22 protein-coding genes are annotated in these 24380 nt (G+C 40.3%); 17 read left to right on the top strand and 5 right to left on the bottom strand.

The window, feature by feature from the left end:
* Positions 1 to 2: 2 nt before the first annotated feature.
* From RH40_RS04170 to RH40_RS04150, 4 genes are all read left to right on the top strand, one after another.
* Positions 3 to 1115 (top strand): DUF481 domain-containing protein, encoded by a 1113-nt coding sequence (locus RH40_RS04170; RefSeq protein WP_009600108.1) that lies wholly within the window; start codon positions 3 to 5, stop codon positions 1113 to 1115.
* 634 nt (positions 1116 to 1749) lie between these two features.
* Positions 1750 to 2304 (top strand): hypothetical protein, encoded by a 555-nt coding sequence (locus RH40_RS04165; RefSeq protein ID WP_009600106.1) that lies wholly within the window; start codon positions 1750 to 1752, stop codon positions 2302 to 2304.
* A 99-nt stretch (positions 2305 to 2403) separates the two neighbouring features.
* Positions 2404 to 3765 (top strand): tetratricopeptide repeat protein, encoded by a 1362-nt coding sequence (locus RH40_RS04160; RefSeq protein WP_009600105.1) that lies wholly within the window; start codon positions 2404 to 2406, stop codon positions 3763 to 3765.
* A gap of 225 nt (positions 3766 to 3990) precedes the next feature.
* On the top strand, positions 3991 to 4221 hold the full coding sequence (locus tag RH40_RS04150) for a DUF2789 family protein (protein WP_009600103.1): 231 nt from the start codon (positions 3991 to 3993) through the stop codon (positions 4219 to 4221).
* A gap of 162 nt (positions 4222 to 4383) precedes the next feature.
* Here the strand turns inward: RH40_RS04150 and metG are convergent, their stop codons facing one another.
* Positions 4384 to 5883 carry a methionine--tRNA ligase gene (gene metG / locus RH40_RS04145; protein WP_009600102.1) on the bottom strand — a complete coding sequence of 500 codons (1500 nt, stop codon included), beginning with the start codon at positions 5881 to 5883 and terminating at the stop codon, positions 4384 to 4386.
* Positions 5884 to 6394: 511 nt separating this feature from the next.
* Between metG and RH40_RS04140 the strand changes: the two genes are divergently transcribed.
* The 5 genes from RH40_RS04140 to RH40_RS04120 all read left to right on the top strand — a co-directional run bounded on the left by RH40_RS04140 (position 6395) and on the right by RH40_RS04120 (position 12424).
* Positions 6395 to 7609: a multidrug effflux MFS transporter gene (locus RH40_RS04140; RefSeq protein WP_009600101.1), complete on the top strand. Its 1215-nt coding sequence runs from the start codon at positions 6395 to 6397 to the stop codon at positions 7607 to 7609.
* A 283-nt stretch (positions 7610 to 7892) separates the two neighbouring features.
* Positions 7893 to 9491, top strand: a complete 1599-nt coding sequence (locus RH40_RS04135; protein WP_009600100.1) for a hypothetical protein — start codon at positions 7893 to 7895, stop codon at positions 9489 to 9491.
* A 157-nt stretch (positions 9492 to 9648) separates the two neighbouring features.
* Positions 9649 to 10380 carry a substrate-binding periplasmic protein gene (locus tag RH40_RS04130; protein ID WP_009600099.1) on the top strand — a complete coding sequence of 244 codons (732 nt, stop codon included), beginning with the start codon at positions 9649 to 9651 and terminating at the stop codon, positions 10378 to 10380.
* Positions 10381 to 10879: 499 nt separating this feature from the next.
* Entirely contained in the window at positions 10880 to 12088 is a 1209-nt protein-coding gene (locus RH40_RS04125) for a type III PLP-dependent enzyme domain-containing protein (protein WP_009600098.1), read from the top strand.
* Between the two features lie 87 nt (positions 12089 to 12175).
* Positions 12176 to 12424, top strand: a complete 249-nt coding sequence (locus RH40_RS04120) for a DUF3297 family protein (RefSeq protein WP_009600097.1) — start codon at positions 12176 to 12178, stop codon at positions 12422 to 12424.
* Between the two features lie 308 nt (positions 12425 to 12732).
* On the opposite strand, the gene RH40_RS04115 is transcribed toward RH40_RS04120, so the two are convergent.
* Complete coding sequence (locus tag RH40_RS04115; protein ID WP_009600095.1) at positions 12733 to 13392, bottom strand: DUF6624 domain-containing protein; 660 nt, start codon at positions 13390 to 13392, stop codon at positions 12733 to 12735.
* Positions 13393 to 14278: 886 nt separating this feature from the next.
* On the opposite strand from RH40_RS04115, the gene RH40_RS04110 reads away from it, so the two are divergent.
* The 5 genes from RH40_RS04110 (at position 14279) to RH40_RS04090 (ending at position 20140) form a co-directional block, all read left to right on the top strand.
* Positions 14279 to 16120 carry a carotenoid oxygenase family protein gene (locus tag RH40_RS04110; RefSeq protein WP_009600094.1) on the top strand — a complete coding sequence of 614 codons (1842 nt, stop codon included), beginning with the start codon at positions 14279 to 14281 and terminating at the stop codon, positions 16118 to 16120.
* Between the two features lie 67 nt (positions 16121 to 16187).
* On the top strand, positions 16188 to 17798 hold the full coding sequence (locus RH40_RS04105) for an FAD-binding protein (protein ID WP_009600093.1): 1611 nt from the start codon (positions 16188 to 16190) through the stop codon (positions 17796 to 17798).
* 80 nt (positions 17799 to 17878) lie between these two features.
* Entirely contained in the window at positions 17879 to 18937 is a 1059-nt protein-coding gene (locus RH40_RS04100) for a hypothetical protein (RefSeq protein ID WP_009600092.1), read from the top strand.
* Positions 18938 to 19002: 65 nt separating this feature from the next.
* A complete protein-coding gene (locus RH40_RS04095; RefSeq protein ID WP_009600091.1) occupies positions 19003 to 19254 on the top strand; it encodes a DUF2999 family protein in 252 nt (83 codons plus the stop codon).
* Between the two features lie 139 nt (positions 19255 to 19393).
* Positions 19394 to 20140, top strand: a complete 747-nt coding sequence (locus RH40_RS04090) for an SDR family oxidoreductase (protein WP_009600090.1) — start codon at positions 19394 to 19396, stop codon at positions 20138 to 20140.
* Between the two features lie 108 nt (positions 20141 to 20248).
* Here RH40_RS04090 and RH40_RS04085 read toward each other — a convergent pair whose 3' ends face one another.
* The 3 genes from RH40_RS04085 to RH40_RS04080 form a co-directional block, all read right to left on the bottom strand.
* The gene (locus tag RH40_RS04085) at positions 20249 to 20602 is read right to left on the bottom strand and encodes a VOC family protein (RefSeq protein ID WP_039954188.1); all 354 of its coding nucleotides are present in this window, start codon (positions 20600 to 20602) and stop codon (positions 20249 to 20251) included.
* A 145-nt stretch (positions 20603 to 20747) separates the two neighbouring features.
* A complete protein-coding gene (locus RH40_RS20595; RefSeq protein ID WP_009600088.1) occupies positions 20748 to 20927 on the bottom strand; it encodes a DUF2947 family protein in 180 nt (59 codons plus the stop codon).
* A 43-nt stretch (positions 20928 to 20970) separates the two neighbouring features.
* Complete coding sequence (locus RH40_RS04080; protein ID WP_009600087.1) at positions 20971 to 21342, bottom strand: nuclear transport factor 2 family protein; 372 nt, start codon at positions 21340 to 21342, stop codon at positions 20971 to 20973.
* A gap of 292 nt (positions 21343 to 21634) precedes the next feature.
* On the opposite strand from RH40_RS04080, the gene RH40_RS04075 reads away from it, so the two are divergent.
* From RH40_RS04075 to RH40_RS04060, 3 genes are all read left to right on the top strand, one after another.
* Positions 21635 to 22099, top strand: a complete 465-nt coding sequence (locus RH40_RS04075) for a type III secretion system chaperone (RefSeq protein ID WP_009600086.1) — start codon at positions 21635 to 21637, stop codon at positions 22097 to 22099.
* Between the two features lie 146 nt (positions 22100 to 22245).
* Positions 22246 to 23115 (top strand): metallophosphoesterase family protein, encoded by an 870-nt coding sequence (locus tag RH40_RS20935; protein ID WP_174260318.1) that lies wholly within the window; start codon positions 22246 to 22248, stop codon positions 23113 to 23115.
* A 326-nt stretch (positions 23116 to 23441) separates the two neighbouring features.
* Positions 23442 to 24326: a hypothetical protein gene (locus RH40_RS04060; RefSeq protein WP_009600082.1), complete on the top strand. Its 885-nt coding sequence runs from the start codon at positions 23442 to 23444 to the stop codon at positions 24324 to 24326.
* Positions 24327 to 24380: the final 54 nt, after the last annotated feature.

Genomic DNA, 24380 nt, shown 5'->3' with positions numbered 1-24380 from the left:
AAATGAAAGTCAATGTAACCCTACTATTCATATGTACTTGGTTCATTTCCTCGCATATCTGCGCGAAAGAAAGTGTAGACAAAAATGGTGTCAATCAAACGGTCTATCTTTCTGATAAAAAGGATTGGATACGCCTCAATTCTGGTGAAATTATTCAGGGTAAACTAAAGGGAAGCATCAACAATGAGCTGGGCTCTTACAAGAAAAAAATAGAATTTAAAAGCGATAAGCTGGGTACACAATCAATCAAACTCAGTGATATCAACTTAATGCAGACAACCGAAAACTATACTATTCGTACCAGTACGGGTGATATCTATAGCGGCAGATTATCTGTCCAAAAAGATGTCGTTTTTCTGATTCAAAAAGGCCAACAACAAACTATACCGATGAAAGATGTGGTATCCATCTATCGTAGTGGAACAAACGAGTCTACTCCATGGGAAGCAAAAGTTACTCTAGGCATAGATTTAAAAAGTGGCAACACTGACAAATTTAGCTTTAGAGGAGAAGCACAAGGAGAGCGGAGAACTGTAGATTCAAGAACGAAGCTTGGTGCCAGCTATGAAAACTCAAAAGCAAATGGAGAAAAGACCGCAGATAAATCTGTTTTATCAGGGTCATACGATCTCTACCTCAATGACCGACTATTTTTAAGGCCTATCGATTCTTCTCTCATCACAGATGAGTTCCAAAATCTTGATTATCAATTCACAGAGTCAGTCAGTGTTGGTTATTTTTTCATAGCAAACTCAGAAACAGAGTGGGATGTGTATTTGGGCCCCGGCTTCACCTACACTAAGTATCTAACCGTTGAAGAAGGTGAAGACACCAGTGTTAATAGTGCTGCACTCACATTAGGCTCAAATTTTAGTCATGAGATCACGAAAAATATCAACTTCAAACACACTTATAAACTCAATTGGGCAAACAGTGAATCAGGCGGCGCAGCTCATACTAATGCACTCGCTTTTGATATCGATCTAGTCGGAAATCTTTCTCTGGAAATCAAAGGAGTTTGGGACCACATATCTCATCCTAAAACCGACTCAAAGGGCGTTACCCCGAAAAAAGACGACTATACAACCTTTGTGAGCCTAGGCTACACACTTTGAGCCTAAGAAACTAAATATACGCTTTTACAGAGAGAAGAATAAAATTTTCGATTGCTATACCCAAGTGACTTCAAAATGCAGGATTCAGAGCGATGCCACAGTGTTGAATTCAAGGAAAATAACGCAGCGTAATAGTGACCTCTTACCAAGTTGTTTGACGATGAAATCGGCACTGTGGCACGCTCCCAAAGGGCGAGTTGTCTTGCTGAACCTAGCATCTTGAGGTTACTTGGGTATATACCCAAGTGACTTCAAAATGCAGGATTCAGAGCGATGCCACAGTGCTGAATTCAAGGAAAATAACGCAGCGGAGTAGTAGGCTCTTTACAAGTTGTTTGACGATGAAATCAGCGCTGTGGCACGCTCCCAAAGGGCGAGAAAAATCTTGCAGTATAAAGGTTGAGGGTCAGCACTGTTACGATTTTAAGCAAGAGAACGATATTTTCGAATCACTTCAGTTTCGACACCTTGCCCCCACAAATTCAAACCTCCTTCCACATTTGATCAAGACTAATTATCAACATCAACTGTGACTTTTCATCCAATTGGTTAATTTTTTTAGCGAAATTCATTCATTTTATAAATGCCAGATGATAAACATCAAGATGCATAATAAGTTAAATGAGAGAACTCTATGAAAACTATCAAATTTATTGCTATTTCCGCCTTAGCACTGGCTTTGCCAACGCAAGCAAATACTACCCTTGACGTAGTTTTCCCCTCTGAAAATGGAACTACCAATAAAAATCTTGAAGGACTGTGCTCTTTGGCAGAACAAGAGCATCATGGCGTTATATTAGACAAAGCAATAAGGTTTGATATTCCCACTATAATGGAAGCGGTTAACCCAGGTAAGTACGTCATGTCATGTGAAGTTCAGTTTCTGGGTGAACAGTATCTAACTCAATTTAGCGTAATTAAGTTTCACAGAAGTGAACATGGTAGCTATGCAGATAGTTACGATCAATCTGGCTTTGCATTTGGTATCAAGCCGATAAAAACTCGCTCCTCCTGCTATATTCCGCAAGACTTAACCTTTGACCCAACCTGTTTGGCTGCTTTTTACGGTAACAACTCGTATTTTCTTGACAGTATAAGCGGAGAAAGCAACACCCAGTGGCACTTTGATCAAAGCTACTCCTCCGCTGTTGGAGTATTTCTCTTAGATAACCCCCATATATCCGAGTAACTTCAACAACCACTAAAACAATGCCTACCTACTAAAAGGTAGACATTGTTTTTAAAATTCGTTACAGTGATCAAGATAGAAATATAGAGGCTGAGTATTATGGCTAATGATGTAAGAAATCTTGATATGAATGGCGTGGATTCAGACGGCGCAGCTAAGTATGAAAGTGTACTGGAAAAAATGTTTAGCTTTTTACCTGAGGCAATGGATGAACTTGATGATTTAATCACCCGCTACCCAGACTTTATTCTCGGGCATATCTTCAAGGCTTATATGTTAGCTGCAGATGGTCGTCGGTCAACATTGAAAGACATATCTAAGCGAGTAAATGACATCGAGCACCTTGCAGGCACACCAAATTTACGTGAGAAGCTTCATTTAGATGCGTTAAAACAATGGAGTGAGAACAACCTAAAAGCCGCCATCGATACTTGGCAACTTATTTTGAGCATGTGGCCCCAAGACATACTCGCCTATCGCCAATTTCAAGGCCAAATATTTTGGTTTGGCCAAAAGGCTAGAGCACTCAATCTCTCGGCACAATTGTTACCCCATTGGAATGAAGACACACCTGGCTATTGGATGTTCTCTTCAATGCATGGGTTCGCACTAGAAGAAATGGGGCACTATGACTTGGCTGAGCATTTTGCGCGCCAAGCACTCGCAGACAACTCACGAGATCTGGCTGCGAAACATACACTAGCACACCTTTATGAAATGCAGGGACGAACTCAAGATGGTATTCACTTTCTTGAAAACCAAATATCCACATTAAACCAACATAATGCATTTCGCGGCCACCTTTGGTGGCACCTCGCACTCTTTTATTTAGAGCAAGGTGATGTGGACCAAGCTCTCGCTCTATTTGATAAAGAGATCTATTCTGTTCCCTCCGCCAACTACCTTGATATTCAAAATGGCGCGTCATTACTCATACGCCTCGACTTTTTGGGTATTGATGTGGGAGAAAGGTGGAGCAAACTTGTTCAGGGGGTGACAGAGATCGCAGGTGACAGCTCGATAATGTTTACGGAATTACACAATGCGATGGTCATTGCCAATAACCCTTTAAACTCGAACTTCAATGGCCACATTGATAAAGTCGCTGCATCACCTTTGATCCGACAAGAAAGTGAGTTTTCTATTGCGACTCAAATTATGGAGGCCATTGCTGCTTACCATAGTAAACAATATCAGCATGCAGCAAATCTCATCACTGCAGTCAAAGAACTTCATTATCAACTGGGTGGCAGCCATGCTCAGCAAGATGTGCTGAGTCAATACCTCATCATGGCTCATGCTAATTTAAATCAGTGGCCTCAGGTTGTCAGCTTATTGAAGCTACGTTTCATGTCTCGGGCCGATCATGGCTCACTGAACGAGATACAATCAAAACTATCACAGATCGAACAAGTGAAGAGTATTGATGCACTGCTCCCTCATCTAGCGAAAGTAGAATAAGGGACAAAAGTTTTGTTCCTTTATAGAATTTAGTGAAAATTTCACTGCGAGATAGTGGGCTATTTTCAAGTTGTTTGACGCTGTAGGCTTCACCAATGAGTTTACCTTGCCGATGAACTCGAGTGGAAAAACTATGATTATTGTTTTGATAAAGAGCTGATAACCCCCTTTGACAGCGATATCCACTATACTTTTGTCAAGCAAATCTATAAAAAAGGCAGCTCTATGGAAAAGTTCAATCACGACTTACACCACCTATTCAGCCAATTAGGAATGGATAATTCAAAGGAGTTTATTGAGGACTATCTTCAACATCATTCGCTAGATGACTCACAGACGCTTGCCGATGCACCTTTTCTCAAGCCCTCGCAGCAAGCTTTTATTAAAGAGTCACAAAATGAGGATGCCGATTGGTGCGAAGTTATCGACCAATTCGATGCATTATTACGAAAATAATGATAATACCCAAGTCACTTCATTGGCTTGGGTATATACCAGATAAAGTCCCACCATTACGCTGCGTTATTTTCTTGAACCCAACACTGTGACATCACTCTGAATCCTACATCCTAAGGCACTCTGGGATGCTACGCCAAATGACTTATCACCGAGCGAAACCTATACTCGGGTAAAGTGGCTTTGTACTTTTTTTATAGAAATATCCCTTAATAAGGGACATCCCCTCTCGAGTGAAGCACTTCGGTTATCCCCTAATTCATTTAGAATACTCTCTGACAGCGATGGGATTATTGGTGAATATAAGATGGCGATTTCTCGCACTACATTTGCCACCACAAAGCAGGTACTACTGACATGCTCACGAGTAAGCCCTTTATTGATTAGCCACGGAGAACGCTCATGAAAAAAGCGATTTAACTCGGTCAAGATTTGATTGAGTAATTGACTAACGATTAAGATATCAAAAGTCTGGTAGCCATTAATCACTTTATCTAGCTTAACTTCTGCTTCAGTAACAATTTGACGACATTCAATGTCTAAGTCTGTTATACCCACAATTTCCCCAGACAACTGTTTTAAAATAAGCGTATTGTTCCGTTTTACCAAGTTCGCGAAATTATTCACCAGATCGGCATTAATGACATGCTTGAGTGAGTCTTGAACTAAGTCTCCATCTCTAAACAATGGTTTCTGCTTTATTAAAGCGTATCTGAGGCCATCATTCGACAATTCGGTTTGAAAAGCTTTGGGGTGGACAACCGTCTCAGGAATTGATTTTGAAATCTTGTGCCCTTCGACTTTCCACCAGCCATGAACAATAAGGTGTTTAGGAAGAGGAAGCTCCAAAGCAAGAAGGAATGCTGGCCAGTAAATAGCATGAAACTTTAATATATCCTTACCCAAAATATGAGTGGTCTTTTTTAATTGATCCGGGTTATATCCTGCTTTTTGAATCGCACTTAAATAACTGAAAAGAGCATCAATCCAGACATAAATGGTGTGATTTTCATCCCCCGGAACGGAAATGCCCCATTTATGATTGATTCTAGATACCGACAAGTCCTCAAGAGGTTCCTCTTTTAGCTGTTTCACCACATAGTCTTGAGTGAATGTTGGTATTATAAAATCCTGATTCGACGTGTAGAATTCCAGTAATTGTTCACGATATCGACTGAGGCGAAATAAATACGTTTCCTCCTCAAAAGACTGCACCTCTGTTTTATGAATAGCACAATATTTTTCGTCAACTAAATCACGTTTATTATAAAATTGCTCACAACCAATGCAGTACTGCCCCTGATAGTTTCCAAGATAGATATCACCCTTATCACGCAGCTTTTTCCATACTTTTTCGACAAATTGAGCATGGAAACGGTCGGTAGTGCGAATAAAAACATCGGGATCAATCTTGAGAGCAGACCAAAGTTCAGCAAAGGATGCTGACTTCCTATCGACAAAATCTTCTACCTCAGTACAGCTTTTAGAGGCCGCCTGAGTGATTTTTAGGCCATGTTCATCAGTCCCTGTAATTAGGCAACTTTCTGAGTTAGCGAGTAGAGAATAACGATGAAAAATATCAGCTAAAATACCACTATATGCATGACCCAAATGTGGTTCACCGTTGGCATAGAATATTGGGGTCGTAAAAATGTTTGTCATAAATACCTCTCCAGAAACATAACTTAACTGGAAAGGGGGGATATTTTGCCTTATTCACCATTCCAGTTTTTTTAAATGGAATGATGTTGCTAGTGAAAAATTTAACGCAAGCAAACCATCCCTCGCAGCATTCGCTGTGAAGGCATGATCATCATATTGATTAACGCTAAATATATTTTTTTCATAAATTCACGCTAGCAAAATAAATAAGGAATTTCAACCATCAAGTTATACCCAAGTAACCTCAAGATACTAGATTCAGCGAGAATAACTTATTTTACAGGCAAGGCAACTCGCCCTTTGGGAGCGATAAAATATTTCTACGTAAACTTGTTTCTTAAATACAGGATGTTATAGTAATTTAACACTTAATCACAACTAAGTGGCAGGAATGATAACCTCTGCGTAAAGTTCCTCTCCTATACGCAACATTCCAAAAATAAACCCTGTTTACGAGCTCGCCTTGGGCACGCTTATATCTTGTCATATTTATTTTAAAGTTGGATTAGTTATGTTTCCTATTTCCCCTGAAGGAAAATGGTTTCGTTTTCTCATGGTATTTATATTCCTTGCCGCCGCAATGGAAACTGATATTTATTTGCCTACCTTTCCCGATATACTTGAAGATTTCCGTACTAATGAAGCCATGGTACAAAGAATTTTAAGCTATAACTTTATTGGTATTTGTATAGGCTCTTTGCTGTACGGACCACTATCGGACCACTTTGGACGCAGACCGATATTAATGTTTGGTTTTGGCATCTTCATTGTTTCGAGTGTTGGTTGTATTTTCTCAGTGAATATAGAGCAACTGATTACCTTTAGACTCATACAAGGCTTTGGTAGCTCGGCTTGTGTTATCGTCGGGACAGCGATGATCTTTGATCTATTCGAAGAGGACTCTGCAGCTAAACTGATTGCCGATCTTAACACCATTACGGTGAGTCTGATGGCTTTTGCTCCGCTTATTGGAGGGTGGATAAGCCTTAACCTAGGATACAGAGCAAACTTCACTTTTATCGCAATTTTGGTCTTACTCTCTGCGATAAAGTGTTTTCTGCTGCTACCCGAATCTTTAGCAAAAGAGAAAAGAAAACCCATATCAACCAAGCGAGTGCTTACTGATTACAAAGTAGTTTTATCATCAGCCCAGTTTTGGTACAACACTTTGATCACTAGCCTGATCCTTGCATCTTATATGGTGTACGTTTCCAACATGTCATTACTCTATATTGAGAAACTTGGTGTAAGCTCAACACATTTTCCTCTTTATCAAATTGCGACACTGGGAACCTTTGCGTTTGTCAGTTTAAATAATGGCAAGCTGATAGACAAATTTGGCTCAGATAAATTAAAAAATGCAGGACTTGGTCTGATCATGATCGCCACCATTGTATTTTTTATCGTTCCTAAATCTGCTATTCACTCCCCTCTTTTTCTAACTGGAGTCATGTGTGTATTTTCAGTTGGAGCAGGGTTATCAATCGGGCTATTTTTTGCAAGCTCTATGCAAGTTTTTCCTGAACTCACTGGGATAGCAGCATCGCTTGTTACGGCAATTCGGTTACTCATTGTTGCCGTAGCAATTGACGTTGGCAGTATTTTTTACAATGGAACGCCGGAATCTGTTATTCAGATCATCACTTGTGTCGTTCTTTGCTTAACTATACTCACCACGGTTAATCATTTTTTTAAACCTAAGTTATCACAACCTTCAGTCGAATAACTGCATTTTAAACAAAAGCCTCAAATCCAAAATTTGAGGCTTTACCTACTCTTATCACCTTTCGCTTCGAACGAATGTCCAAATAGATATCATCATTGATTATTGCTTAGTAGCACGTTAGTACAACGTCTTCGCACAGTTTAAAGGACTTTTATCAATATCTAATCATAACTTTGATATGCAACAGTCAGAACATAAGAATGAGTAACGATATCTTAGGCAGATAAATTTTGATCAATATTTAACCACAGTTTATCAAGCCCACAACCGAGATTCGTTAACCATGAAACCATTACTTTTACTTCCCACTGTTTTGCTTTTAACTTTACCCAATGCCCAAGCCGTTACCGCCACAGAGCCTTCCTTAAAGTTCTACCGAAACACCGAAACTATTAACAAAAAAAATCTCAATGTACATATTGCCTTAGTCGACAGCATTACAGAAGGAATAATACCAACCACATTTAGATTCAATGATATAGATATTAAAAAAGTCGATGAATTAACTTGGAAGATTACCAATAATACCCCTATCCCATCAGACTTTTTTCCGGTAAAATTAGGCAAGCTACCGGGCCTTGAACTCGTGGCATCAAATCTTGAAATCCCCGCCTTTAGTTCAGCGATGGTAACCTTTGATCAACTTTCCACCGACCACCTTGAATTTGTTTACCAAGGGAATATATTTTTACCAAAAGTGACTCTCGGCCCCTACAATGAAGAGGACTGCAATACCCCACAAGATCCTCCTAAAACTTGCTATAGCTTTCCAGATCCAGAACAAAAAGAGACGATCAAAAACATGATCGCTCTAATGCACAAGCTCAGTAATACCAAACAATATGCTGATTCGATCGAACTATTTATGATAGACCGCTGCACAAGCCAGCCTTCACGCTGTAGCAATTACAATGACCCTCAGTTGCCCTACGGAATAAGAAACCTACTCGCTTTTGGGGGGCAAGACCATAATTTAGCGCTAAAAGTGATGCGTAATCGCTACCGCTCAGAAGGCGTCGGAGGAGGAAGTAGCGTCAAACTCAATCAATACCTGACCAACACAGGGGGTTGGGCATCCACTTGGCATTCGATACTCAATCCCGACAACGCTTATTCAAAACGTTTTTATCGAACCTGGTTTCACGAAATAGCCCACGCCCATGGTTTCAGTCATGCAAGTGGTATGACATATGGGTTTGCTGATTATTTCGCTAAAGATATTGTCCCGCTAATGACAACAGAAGAAGAACGTAAAACAATCACACCATATAACCAACCAGAGGTGTTACTAGACTACCATATGGAAGCAACGGCTGAAGATCAGCCAAAGAAAATTTCCATAGACTTTCTCGGGTCTCAGAGTAGCCAAAGTGAGGTTGATTTTCAGGTAATCACTGCCTGTGAGTGGGAAAAAGAAGTCAATAACATTGAGGGAGAAATCACACTAACTTATAACACAATCCCCGATTGTCCCGTTTTTTTAAGAGCATCTGAGGCTGGCTCAAATGAGTTTGCAACCATAAAAATACCTCGCCACGGCTTTGCTGAATCATCAAGCTATATCATCGACAACAAAAAATTTACTGTTCTCAATACTCAACTTCTCAACGAAAAAGACAACGGCTGGGGGATTCGAAAACAGTGCAACCTGCCTAATACTCACCTCGCAACAAAAGATGAGTATCAAATGTTATGGAATCACTTAAGTGAAGCAGATCTATTAAATACGTTAGAGCGTCAATATTTTCTATCATCAGATGGGCCACGCTCCTACTACATCTGGCAACTTAATTTCTTACAAGAACACATGGACTCTAAACGATATAGAATGCAGAACAAACTTGGTTCCAAACATAGCTTAGTTTGTGTAAGCGAAAGGTAGAAAACTTCATATACACCCAATTAACTCAACGTTACTTGGGTGTATACCACTCTAAATCGCGCACCTTGAAATTATTTAGGTATATACTTTAAGGATGCGCATTCACCTATACCTCAATGGCAATCAACATAATCACCAGAATCAAAGGATGATAGCAATGTTGATTTCAAACTTGATCACTTTATTGTTTATCATGTCTTCGTTACCACTAAAAGCAGACGTGCTAACTTTAACGTCTTTAGAATGGCCGCCATATTCTGGCCAAGCGGTTGAGCGACAGGGAGCATCGGTCGCAGTAGTTAAGGCTGCCGTAGAATCCATGGGCCATGAGCTAAAAGTGGAATTTTATCCTTGGGAGCGAACTGTCCACCTAGCGAAAACTCAACCCGACTATGCTGGTTACTTTCCCGAGTATTACTTTGAAACAGACGAGTTGCTATTCTCACACCCTATCGGTAGTGGACCACTTGGCTTTGTCGAAAATATCAATAAACCCATTTCTTGGAAGAGCCTCACTGATCTCAAAAAACTAGATATTGGCGTGGTTCGTGGGTACACCAACACTGCTGAACTCGATAGGATGATTGCCAATCAAGAAATCAACGCATTTGCAGTCACCAATGATAGCCAGAATATCTTAAAAGTAGCGGGGCAACGTATTCCAATAGCAGTAATAGATAGCTACGTGCTCCAATATTTGCTCGAGCACGATCCCTATCTCACCACGGCGAGAAATAAAGTAAAAATGAACAGTAAGCTGTTGGAAGAAAAACAGCTCTTTGTTGCGTTTTCCAATGATGAGAGCGGCAAAAAATGGAAGGCGATTGTTGATGAAGGATTAAAAAACATCGACAGTGAAGCCATCATGCGGCAGTATTTTGAAAAATAACAATAAGCCAGCAGGGCACTGTTAAAATTGCCCTGCTGTACAAATAAGGCGGCAGTTAGGTGACCTCAAGATGCAAGATAAAAACCTTATTTGCTATTATAGCCATCATTCTTACTTAACCGAGCAAATTGAGGTTTCTTGAATATTTTTGAGACTAAAAGCAACTGACGGGATTAAAATAGCATTTTGGATAGACAATATCCCTATATCCATCTTGAGAAGCTAACAACTCGGCGCTTAAAACAGACGAAAATACTATTATTGATAAAATCACTTTCTTCATTATTATCTCCTTATAAAGAAAATAAATAATATCATTTATTCTTAACATTTCAATATAATAAACATCTGGTAGGACATGAAAATAAATATAAGATTTTAAATAAAACCAAAAAAACAAGTATTTAAATTTATATTTTACACACAAGTTTTTAATAAGTAACGTATCCCATTAAATATTATAAATACCCAAATTTAAATACTATTGTGAAATGACATAATGATTAACAAAACGATTATCGAAACATTGGCCAATGAAGAAAGCGACCAGATTATCTTAGATATTGAAGGTATAAGACGCCAATACACCTTTTTACAAGACTCATTACCCAATACTCAAATACGTTTTGCAATCAAAGCATGCCCGAACGATGAGGTCCTTGCAGCTCTTGCTCAAAAAGGGGCTGGCTTTGATGCCGCCAGTCCAAACGAAATTATTGCTGCAATAAAATCAGGGGCAAACCTTAAAAATATTCATTATGGCAACACGATTAAATCTAATGAGCAAATCAGTTTAGCATTTAAACTGGGCATCAAAGACTTTGTTACAGACAGTAAAGAAGATCTCTATGCAGTTTCTGAATATGCTCCCAACAGTAATATATTTTGCCGCATTGCCACTGATGGAAATGGTGCAGTCTGGTCTTTAAGTAAGAAATTTGGTTGCTCAATAAACGCAACAGTAGAAATACTTAAACTTGCAAAAAATATAGGCTTAGAACCTGTCGGGGTTTCCCTTCATATCGGATCACAACAATTACAAGTTGATGCTTGGAATAAAGTCTTTTCGAGCTTAGCTGAACTACTCAAGCGTTTAGCGAAAGATAATATATATCCTAAATACATAAATTTAGGAGGAGGCCTACCTGCATCTGGCTATTTAGACAAGCACGGAAAAGTTATGCATGCAGATATTAAAAAAACCTTAAAAACGATAAAGGATGGCATCAACCATTTAGGCTCACTCTCGCTACGACCATTGCAGTTTATTATCGAGCCAGGAAGATTTATGGTGGCTGACTTTGGCGTTATCAGAGCTCACGTTGTTCGTCTCACAACACGAGAGCAGCTCAATGGAGAAAAGCAGCACTGGTTATATCTGAGTGTAGGTAGATATAATGGCTTATATGAGCTTGACGCACTGCGCTTCCCAATTTTATTTCCCACGGTCAAAAGTAACCAATATGTAAAAGCATTTGTCGCAGGACCAACATGTGACAGTGATGATATACTCACCAGTGAAAATGCTCCCATTTCAGTCCCAGCCAACCTTAAAGCCGGTGACCCAGTATTGATACTCTCTACAGGAGCTTATACTACTTCATGTTCGAGTGTTGGATTTAACGGGTTTCTTCCTCTGCCCTCCCGTTGCGTCGAGCTTGAAACCACCCATTGTAATGGTACTAAAGCAGATCGTATATTGAACTGAGGCAACGCGCTATAACCACTTTCACACTTGCAGGAATGATTGAGCCTCAATACAATACCCCGACTTTTTACAATGATGATTTAAATTATGAACGATACAACTGCAAGACCCTCATTGCCTGATCGATTAGCGGGAAATCCTCGTAGCCCTTTTTTCGTTAAAGAATGCTTTGACCATCAAATTGGTATTCGTTTTAACGGTAAGGAACGTACTGACATTGAAGAGTATTGTATCAGTGAGGGGTGGGTAAAAATTGCATCGCCAAAAGCAAAAGATCGATACGGCAACCCTATGCTTATTCAGCTAAAAGGGACCGTTGAAGCCTATTATATCTGATTGCTAACGCTCGCGTTTATCTTTAAGAACTTGTCACAGAGAGAGTGTCATCGCTAGACAGTACTGAGCGATGACACTCTCTCTGTGACATAATTTTCTCGAACTTTACTCTGTAACAAGATTCTTAATCAACAGACCCATATCCAATATAAATTGGTTCTTTAGAAGAGCAATATTAGTCATATTTTCTTCACCAGCCATGATAACAGCTCATTTTCTTGTGTGATCTCTATATAAACTGATTTTCTGTTAAAAACTCCATCGGTGTACAATATTGCACCATTTTTTCTCGCAAATAATACTCAAAATCACTCGATGGAGAGCTCGGATAAGTTTTCGGCAGAGAGTGAAACGCCGAGCATTTCTTGTACTAAATCTAGGTAAACTTTTATAGGTGGTAGGCCTATTTCTTCTCGTCTTTTATCAAGATTAGACATATTTTCGACGGGATAAAGTACCGTTTCTCTGTTAACGATCCGTACTTGAGTACCATATCTTTGAGGCAAATTGGAACCGACTAAGACCCTATCGGTGAATAAGGCATATTCCTGATTACCAATTTCACCGGCAGAATTAGCTTTCTCTAAACTGGGAAGGAGTGATTTTTGGAAATCAGAGTCAGAAGAGTGATGAACGAGGAAGAACATTGCTTCCACACCTTCCTTTCCAATCTGTTCCTCTGTCAGCCAACCATACTCATTGATGATTTCTTTAACTCTACTAGCATTATGAGCCTGAACCTTATCAAAATTATCTTTAATATCAGCAGGTATGTTTTCAACACCGTATAACGCGAGAGATTCGTTAAATTCTTTCTGAACACGCTGATCATTCTTCCTCATTTTGATAATCTCACTTGTGATCGAGCTTGATATAGCAGTATCATCAATTTTGTAATTTACACACCCCGATAGAATGATACAAAAAGTAAAAATAAATAAATTTAGCTTTATATTTGAGAATTTCATTTTGGATATTTTCCACTATTTTTCGATAGAGAATAAATTTGACTCTTATATTCATAAATGACTTCAATGATAAGATCTTAATACCGTAGCTCAACAAAGAGAGTCAGTAGAACTTAATACGACTTGTAGGTATGCGTATGACTTGTGCTGTCCGAGCTTTCAGTTTCTTTTATTCTTCGTTCACGATCATCTTAACAAGCCAAACTTAATTCTACACTTTTAATCATAAATTATTGATTTAAATATATTTATAATGGCAGATTGTTCTGCTGACACGGAATCTATAAATTACTCTGTTTAATTTCAATGAATATACAAAACATATGTGATCAGTATCATTAAAAACTAAAATCCTCTGATTTAGATAAATTGAATTAAAATGTAAGCCTTGAAATTACCCGATAAATTATAAAATTAACAATTTTTAAAAATTGAATTAAATATAGTATTCTTGGAACAATCGAAGAAATGAATAACAATGGTTCTTATGCTGCCTTTAAAATTTTGTTGCCCACCCAAATGCTGAGCGCAATTTAAATTTGTTAATAGATTCACATTACGCCAAACATTAACTTAGATATACTGCTGAATAGGGTTTGGTTATAACTAAGCTTGGAGCCAAATGCTACTTGACCCGCATAAATAATATTCCCTGCAAGTCTTACTTTCCTTGTCTGCTCCTAGTAATAGAAAGAGGCAAAATACATATAAAAATTTGATTTAAGTATAATAAAATCATACATTTATTGAGACTCTTCTTTGTAAATGAAATGAGTTATTGCACTGCTTCTCTGCCACAATTCATAGTTTTGCACATTAGCTAACCTACTCAATAAAACTCATCTATTTTTCATATGTATTATCAACAATATATATTGGAAAAGGCATGAGAAGACGTACATTTTTGAAAGGGATGGCAGGAGCAGCCGTTGTGCCCAGTCAGCTTTTTGCTTCCTCGCGAGCTGATGACTCTCTGTTCCCGCATTCAATCATGCAAGCAGATTTCAACTCAACATCTGGAGAGCTTCATCTTATTGGCGGGCAGCTACCTTCCGATATTTATGGCCACATTTTTTTCGCAGAAGGCATTCCTCTAGAACCAGACCACTTGAGCCCTAGTGGACGCGGTGCTCTAACTCGTCTCGATTTTTCTAGTGATAACGTTCAGTTCATGCGAAAAATGATCGATACCCCCTCAGCTCTGATGCAACAGCATATTCACTACTGGCCCGATCGATTTCGTTTATTGGGAGGGATGGCATACTACAGTCCAACGATGGGGTTCGTTAACTATTGTAATACCGCACCAAACTATCTAGGGGATAATCGGTTCGCTCTAAGTTACGAGGGAGGAGTCCCTTATGAGTTTGATGCAACCAGCTTAGAGCTTATTACTCCAATAGGCCATTACCATGAGTGGCAAAGTAGCCTCCCGCCTTGGATGGATGCCTTTATTCCTGATAAGTGGCTATTCCCACAAGTCCGCACGACTGGCCACCCCTACTTTGACCTTGATTCTGACGAGTGCTTTACCATTAACTATGGTGGCAATATCTCCAATACCGGTACAAGTAACGGTTTTATCAAGCTGATGAGGTGGGACAAACACAACCCTCTTGAAAACTGGAATATTGTTAATCGCGATGGTCAATCCGCTTTTATCGCCGCCACAGCCCACTCTCTTGGCGTGACTCGTCATCATGTTTTAATTTTTGAAACCGCGGCACAAGTGGAGCCATTGAGAATGATTGGTATCCGTTCTGTGTATGCTCAAACACATAGAACGCCAGTGTGGATCATTCGCAAGCGTGACCTGATCCCGGGGCGAGACCACGTTGTTGCAGACTATCTTGAATTGGATTTTGATACCTCCGATATCATGTGTAATTACGACGATCATGAAAATGAAATTACCTTGTATGGTCAGTACCTGGGTGCCATGGATAAATCTGAACCATTGTATTCAGGCGATCGACTTTTATTTGGTGGGCATGTTGCTGAATCTCTCGCAGGTTACCCCGCAGCTCCTGTGGACATTGGCGGACTGGTCAGAGCAAGAATTGAGGTCAAGCCCTATTCTGCCCGTGAGATCACGGGAGACTTTCGCCTGATCAGAGACGACCAGCTATTTTGGGATATGAATGATCCCGCCTATCGAGGCCACTTTCAATTTCCTGAACGTTTTGAACATATTTATTGGGCCGCCGTAGGATATCGCAAAGACCATGTCATTGAACGTGTAACAGATGCGTATGAAAACTATCCCAACCGACTTTTTAGTAATGGCTCTCTGCCGCAAACGGATCAGCCTTCTGCTCTCGTGCATATGAACTGCTCTTCCATGAGCCTATCTGACGCGTATCAATTCCCTCCAGATTGTGTCATGCGTACACCACAATTTATGGCAAGAGCCAACAGCACCGCTCAAGATGATGGCTATATTTTTACCGCCGTCGTTCGTAAAAACCCAACCTACGGGGTTGGAAATGGGAAAGAAATCTGGATCTTTGACGCACAGAATTTAGCTCAAGGCCCTATCACCATATTAGGTCACCCCAACCTCAACTTCGCGACAACCAATCACGCGCTTTGGGTATCACAAATAGGCCCAAGGCCAATGGATGCATACAAGGCTCAAATCGGTGACTTTTTTCGAGAAAAAGCCCCCAGCCATAGGAGTTCAGTAAGAAGAGTCATTGAGGACCAAATTTTACCTCGCTTTGGCTAAATTATTCTGCCGTAAATAAAACCAAAGCAGGTATTTAATTACAACGTCATTAATAAGGAAGTTAATAATGCAAATAAAAACCGTGGCTCTGAGTGCCACACTACTTTCTCTCGCGCTTGGTGCCGCTTTTGCTTTGCACTCCAACGAACAGGAGCGAGAAATTTCTAACTATCAAGGAACTTACACCTGCAGCCCAGAAGCGATTTACGATCCTTCTTCCATAGAAGAAGTCCAAGATATTGTTCAGGATGCACTGCTGCGCGGCAAAACGGTGATGACTGGCAATAGAAAATTTGCTAGCCAAATCGATGCCGCTTGCGCGGGTGATGATCAAGTTCAAATCACTCTAAAAAATATGAATAAGATCATCAGTTTTGATGCCAATGCGAAACAAGTTACCGTCGAAGCAGGCATGCGTTTTAATGATCTTAATGACTTTCTCCGTCAACAAGGCTACGCCATCAATATGGTGACAGAGCTTGCTATCTTTACCGTGGGTGGCATGTTAGGAAGCGGCACCCATGGCTCTACCCTCGAAAAGCCAAGTAATATGTTGGCCGATTACGTCAGCGAACTAAAAGTCGTTGATGGCAAGGGAGAGGTAAGAATATTAAACGGCGATTTACTCGATGCAGCAAGGGTTAACCTAGGTGTATTGGGTGTGGTTGTTGAAGCCACCCTTAACCTAGAAGATGCCTTTAAAGTCAAAGCACAAGTCCAAGGCTATGACGACGATACTGGGTTAGAAGATATTATTCTAGACATTGCTCGCAGCAACTATTCTGCAAACATTGCTTGGTTTCCGGGCTTAGGACGCTATACAACCACTCTTTACAATCCAGTTCCTATCGAAACCGTTGGACAAGCCTATAATGCACAAGCTGATGTGACTGATGCAGAAGAATTTTTCTTTGGCTTGCTGTTTAATGCCGCCCATGAGTGGCCGGGATCAGGCTTGCAGTGCCTTGCTGCTTACGCTCGTTATAACGGCAGAGCCAGCTCTTATTTTAGGGATTCGGTGACAGGTGACAAAGTTGATGAGCCCGTTGGTTACTCCGACCAAATGCAGTATTTCAAGTGTAAAGATCCCAACCAGTGTATCTGGGATAGACTTCCGATCGCTCTTCAAGAGGTTGCCATTGAGATCGAGCGCTTACCAGATTGGATTCGTGATGTTAGACAAATTGTCGCCGCACATCCTCGAACCTGTTTCCCTCTCAATGGCATTTACTTTAGATTTGGTAAAGCCTCAGATAGCTACTTGGGTATGAGTGCAGGACGTGAAACCGCCTTTGTCGGTATTGAATATACACTGCGCCAAGAAGGGCAGAAAGAACCCAAGAATTATTTCGTCAACCTTGAAATCGAGCAAATGTCACTGCGCAAATACGATGCAAGACCACATTGGGGTAAGAATTCCGTCGCCATTTTTGAAAATATGCCTTCGCGTTTTCCTAAATGGCCTGAGTTTATTCAAGCCAAAGCAGAACTCGATCCATTCAATGTATTCAGTAATCCGTTTTGGCAAAGGGCAAGTGGCGATGTTTCTCTTGATGAGTACTTAACTCCGGGCTGTAACGTTCGTGGTGAATGTTACTGCCAAGAAGATGAACACTGTCAGGAAGGGACAAGTTGTCAAGAAGGCCTCTATTTCACCGAAGCGCGCATTTGTCGTTAATTTCTTATATACCAAGTGCGGGCATTGCCCGTACTTGGTCTCACTCTAATCACAGAGCCCCAATAAAGAATCCTATTATCATGAAAGTATTAAATTTATTTTGTCTATTTCTGACCATTTTTTCTTTACAAACAGTGGCAACAACGCTCGAAGATTTGCGCCCCCATGTTCCTTCATCAGAGAGTACTTGGGCAGAGCAGTGGTTTTACAACATATCGATACCAAATACGGGATATTTTAAGGTCAGCCTACAAACCTATATTGCGCCTGATTTTATAGATCCCACCCCCAAAGCATACATTCATTTGGCCTACACTCCCCTCAATGGCTCGGCCATCAAATACGATATTTTCCGTGATGATCTTATCTTAAAAGGCTTTGATAATCTCGAACAGTTTCACTACGAAGTTCCGGGCATCGTTGTAGCCAATAAAGATACATTAACGATTACCTTTGAGGGGTTTAATTTTTCGATGAATTGGGCTGGAGAACATGCCCATTATTGGCGAGGCAAAAACCCGGGACAAACTCCCTTTGGCATTATACCAGAGCTCCCTGGAGTCGGTGGAAAATGGTTTTTGTACACGGTAGGCACGCCTATTCAATATCAATTTGATGATGGCAACCATTCACTGTCTGGGAGTGGCTTTGCTCAATTGGACAAGGGCTGGTTTGACAAAGAATCAAGTTCTGGGGTGATTTACACAATGGGCCTGTCTGACGAACTTTACTATATGTTTACAGGTGCAAGGGTAGGCACTTCCGCCATCGAATTATGGGCGGGTCGTTATATCTCCAAAAACTACGATCTGATCTTTTATCCTGCCATCGGCAATGTCTCAGTAAAGCGAGAATACGATTCCTGCAACGGCGATTTTAAGCTTGAAATGGATAAGCTCACCTATAAATTGGTCCTAGAGGCAAAATCAGAACTTGATGACTTTTATCGTCAGGTTTTCCCATCCGCGATTATTTTTGGTGGCGAGCAACGTTATATGAAATCGATGAAAGCCAAAGTCAGTTCGAGTCTGTATCACTACGGCCAGCTTGTTGAAACGATTGAAATGCCCCAAGCATTATTGGAGTTCAGTGGTCCATATTTTTGCAGCGCAACCAAAAATGATTCCGTTACAAGATAGTTTTATCGCCGCGATTCAGGTGATAAACTCACTTCGGGTCAGATAACGAATAAAGGATGACAACCATGAATCCAATCCTAGCAATATTGAAAGAAAACAACGTTAGTGATGAAAAAATAGCAAGCCTTTTCCAAGCTATGACAGACAATCCATTGGCCGCCATGGCGACTGTCAGCGAGTTAGGTTTACCTCAAGAAAAGCTGCAAATGCTAATGACTCAAGTGATGCAAAACCCTACTCTAATAAAAGAAGCGGTCGAGGAGCTTGGATTAGACTTTTCGAAAGTAGAAGCAGCAAAAGCTAAGCTCCAAAACTAAGCAGCGCTCCTCGCAACCATAGCCGCTCTATTCAAACAATAGGCGGCTTGCCAACCTTGGTTTCTGTATTTTAAGCTCACTCTGCCTTTGACTATCGACGCACAACAAATAACAATCTAATTGAGGGCAAAGCCACTTTATGAACACTCTCATTACATGCGCAACTTCAGGTATGGGCAGCCAAATCGCTCGCGCACTCACTGAAGACAATCTTATTTTAACCGGTCGAGACCGAGACAAACTTCAAACCCTTTGCGAGTTTTCTGAAAACAGCACGATTCCTGTTGAGCTGGATTTTTTTAATCCTGAGAGTATTCAGAGTGCCGCCACAAACATTGCCAACGGTGGAAAGTTAGACCGAATAGTCTTCATCATTCCTCGAATACCGCCATCTTCAAACATATTTCCTTCTGACGAGGAATGGGCTGATCTCTACAAGAATTATTTCATCAATCCGCTCAGCCTTTTGCGTCAACTTTTCGAAGCAAACGCGGTGAGTGATGGAGCTAAAATGGTATTGATATCGGGGATCAGCTCTAAATCCGCTCTTACCCACTATGCGACAAATAATTGCCTTCGTTCGGCCTGGTTAGGGCAAGCAAAAGCCATGGCATTAACTCTAGGTGAGAAGCGTATTTCCGTTAACACCCTTTCACTGGGTGGCGTGATGACCGAAAGTTATACTGAAAAGATGAAAAATAAGGCGTTGAGCCAAAACATTTCATTTGACGAACTAATGAAAAATGAAGTTTCGAACGTGCCTCTACAAAAATATGCATCCATTGACGATGTTGTGGGTGCTGTAGTGGCGTTGCTTGGTCCTCTAACGAACCATATGACTGGGCAAAATATCATGCTCGACGGTGGTTTCTTTAAAGGCTACTAAGGATTTAACGCGCTATTAAGCAGCTAACTTAATACAAGAGCTGTAAAACCACCTCAAAGAAATAGGACCATAAATGCCACGAGTCTAATGTCCATATTAAGACGTTTGTTATACGGTCTTCCCGCGTAGACCTATTAGGTTTCCAAATGGGTCTTCAACTTGGCACATCGAAAGTCCATCTTCAATTTCCATTGGTCCACGATAAAGAGACGCACCCAGTACTTTAAAATGAGCTAGAGCAACAGATAAATTATCCACTGACCAGTAAACAACCGTACCGCTTTTACCAGTACCAACCTTTTCGTCAGCTTGAACGATTTCTAGCGAGAAACCATTTAAGTCGAGTACCGTAAAGTCAAACTCAGGGTGGTAAACCGGAACTGCTTCAGGAAAAGCTTTTTTGTACCATTCAAGTCCTTTAGCTACATCTGGGACATGGACAAGAACCGCTGATGGATTCATGATTTTCTCCAACCACATAACACTCTTTAGCCGACTAATTGTCGACTTGCTCTCTTACATGATGCGCTCTTAGCTATATCTATTCAAATAAAATCAATAGTTAAGACATTAAAACTGGATAAGTTTGGCGAAGGTAAAATCAGGTTCACAATAAGGACTTAGGCCACTCATCATCTTGCATTTTCATCAAGTGACGATTAAAGACACTTACGTATTCGATCCATGCTTGCGCACATTCATCTTTACTCAAGATATTTATCGCTTCGAGATCCTCAGATGACATTTTCGGATCATCGTGAAAAACGCCTAGTATTTCCTTACTCACTCTATTCCTCGTGTAATATATACCTGTTTACCCAAGCCTGATATTAAACCAATTCAAACATTGGGCATGGAGTCCCTTGATGAAACTTCAGTTGCCAACGAGAGCCGTTAAAGGCCCAAATAGAACAACGCTTAGCATAATCGCTAGTCTCGCCTGAAGGTGTTACTATAACTGACTCATACTTCAATAACTGAACCGATGGTTCAAGTTGGACACATTCATAGTTTTGCGAATGAATCCGAACCTCTGAAGGTTCTTCCGACTTCATCAATTCTATGATTGAAGCAAAGTCATAACTGTCCCCTGATATACCAACCTCAGAAAAGCTAGGATGAATCAGACGTTCGATATCTGATAGGCTCTGACGTATTTCATACTGATGAAGTTCGATTTCTTGCTCAATCAAGATATCCATATATTCTCCAAATTCGATGAGGGCATATAACGCTTATTAGCCGATAAATTGTCACATAAATAAAAACCAAAGGTAACACGTCCAGATAAGGATTGTGATGTTAAAGGTTTATGTCCTGAATAATTTTTCATAGCTAAATATAAGAAAAAAGTTCAGCTTTATAAAAAATAACGACCAATGTTAATAACATTTCTACGTTCTACTGGGTATTGTAAATTTACTTCATTAAATAAAGTACTGTTTAAAGAGCCTCTGGCTCTACTTACCTGAGTATGTAATCAAAATAACCTGTATGAATAACGAACAAAAAATAGTAGACAATTTGCTTCAAGAGCTTGGTAGAACATGGGGTTTAGGCTTCTTAAAACTAGACGATTCCGGACGATGTGTTTTTAAAACAGAAGAAGGGATTGACCTGACCATTGATATGATAGCAGGTAGCTCACACTTGCAACTTTTTGCTGATTTAGGCTCTATGCCATATAACGAAGAGAAGCAGTTTTTGATGCGTTTAATGCATTATAATTTTAACAGCACTATCTTACGTCAGGCATATTTTGCTCTCGATCCTGAAAATAATAGGGTTGTACTCCGTTATCAGCACCCCACCGAGGGATTAGACGTAAATATTCTCGCTAATATTATCGGAAATTTTACCACCATATCACCTGAAGCTAAAAACTCCATTAGAGATTTATTTGAATCAACGAATAACACATCTTTTCAAATTGATAATACAAACTTCATCAGAGGATAACTAATATTATGCCAGATATCACAATAAAACCTGTTCAAACGAATTTAACTCCCAATATCTCTCCATTGCCCTCCAACAATGAACCCAGTGTCAGGCTCACTGCTGCGACCTCGAATCTTTCACAAAGCACAACACCGAGCCGAAGCATGAATGAGGCGACTCACTCTATTCAAAATCTGAGTGCGGGGGATAATAATTCAGCCCCTCAAACGGTGCAGGAGCATCGTAGCGCAGTCAGAGATATTGACTTTAAGTCAGACTTTAATCAAAAGTTAATGACATTTTCAGAGAAATTTGATCAGTTTTACTCACATACGAAAGATACCGGTATATTAAAGTTTGTAGACAAAGAAGGGCTTATTGATAAGTTTTTTGCTGATGGTCAATTGTCTTCACCTCCAGCCCACACAACAAGGGAGTCTGCTGCAGCATACATAGAATCAACAAAGTCTCTTGGCTTTACTTCACAGAACCTCCCCGGGCAGCCTATTTTTGCCTTAGATGGTCCAGGTGGAGAACATTTTGCGCGCCATGAAGTCATGCACCTTCTCTCTGCTGAAGGAGGTATGACAAATATCGCTAATACCTCAACAAACTTAAATGAAGCCATAACTGAGGCAACGACGAGAATAGTTGAGGATGTTTTAGGACGCAATGACGATGAAACCATTAGTGCTAGAAAAAACGCTTATCCAGCTTTAACTGAACTTATTTTAGGTGTAGTAAACAGTGATGAGAAAATCATGGCAGGATTGTTTGAAGGGTATATTAAAGATAAAGGTATAAATGAACTAGTGGAGCCGATGGTAGATCGATGGCGTGAGCGTTCAGATAGTGGGCAAATTACTAAAGCAGCCCATAAATACCCCGCTAGAGGAGATCAAAATAAAATAATGACAAAGGCATTCACCGATTTGGCTGGGAATTTAGGAGGTGCCTCCTCTTTAGAGCAAGCTTCTGAGAATTTTGGTACGCAAAATCAGATTAATAAAATGAAAAACTTTATTGGTTTCTAAGTGTAGTATCAATTCAGGACACACACCTTTAAAAAAGTAATGCCAAATCACAGCTCTCAGTTTGAAGCTTATGTTGAGGGCTGTGAATTTTTAGAGGTAACGGAGCCGATTTTAATAATTCAGGGCATACACCAATAAAAACTAAAGGTAATGCGTCCTGAATTTACCATAGAGGGGTTAGACGTAAATATTCTCGCTAATATTATCGGAAATCTTACCACCATATCACCTGAAGCTAAAAACTCCATTAGAGATTTATTTGAATTAACCAATAACACGCCTTTTCAAATTGATAATACAAACTTCATCAGAGGTTAACTAATACTATGCCAGAAATCACGACAAAACCTGTTGAAACGAATTTAACTTCCAATATCTCTCCATTGCCCTCCGACAATGAACCCAGTGTCAGGCTCACTGCTGCGACCTCGAATCTTTCACAAAGCACAACACCGAGCCGAAGCATGAATGAGGCGACTCACTCTATTCAAAATCTGAGTGCGGGTGATAAACAACCTCAAGTAGATAGCTTGGCTCAAATCAAAACTCAGTCCACACCAGAGAACAACGTACTAGATAATGCTCGTGTTGAAGTTAGCAAAATCGGCGCAAAGAAGGATTCGTTTGGTAATTTAGAACTCGAAGTGAGTAATAAACGTAGTTTTAGCATTGCCAGTATGGATAAGGGGATATTTATTCCTTCGCAGGGGGCAGCTAAAGAAAAAGTGGTAAATGTGCATCAAGGAAAATCGCTGAAGAACAATACGGTGCACAGTGACTGGAATAGGCGGAGAGCACCATCTGATAAGCACAGTTTGAATATTTCAAGCATTGCTAAACCTTCTAAAAGAAGTAGTAACGGCGATCTCATTGGTAAACTAATACAAGGTAAGACAACTGCCCAGCAGATGTTTTTATTCAAATCGAACTCGCAGTCTGAAACAACCTTTCCCCGATCAGGATTTCATATCGAATATAAAAGTGAAGTTTTCGACTCAAAGGGAACAAAATTAGCGTCAGATGAGGTGGAAATTCCGCCTAACTCAGATAATTACGCAATCATTAGCATCAAAAAATACCCGGAAAATGTGACTATTGATGGAGTGACTGCAGAGAAAGGGAGTGGGGATCCGGTTGAAGCAAAGTGGAAAATTAGTCGCGACGCGCAAGTGACAGGGGATGAGCTCAAGTGGAACGTTGATCCCATATGATCCTACTGGTGGGGGAAGGTTACTATCCCCCACTTCAGTTTGGTGTGTGACCTG

Source organism: Vibrio caribbeanicus ATCC BAA-2122 (assembly GCF_000165125.1).
GTDB lineage: Bacteria > Pseudomonadota > Gammaproteobacteria > Enterobacterales > Vibrionaceae > Vibrio > Vibrio caribbeanicus.
This window is presented reverse-complemented; position numbering and strand designations above follow the sequence as displayed.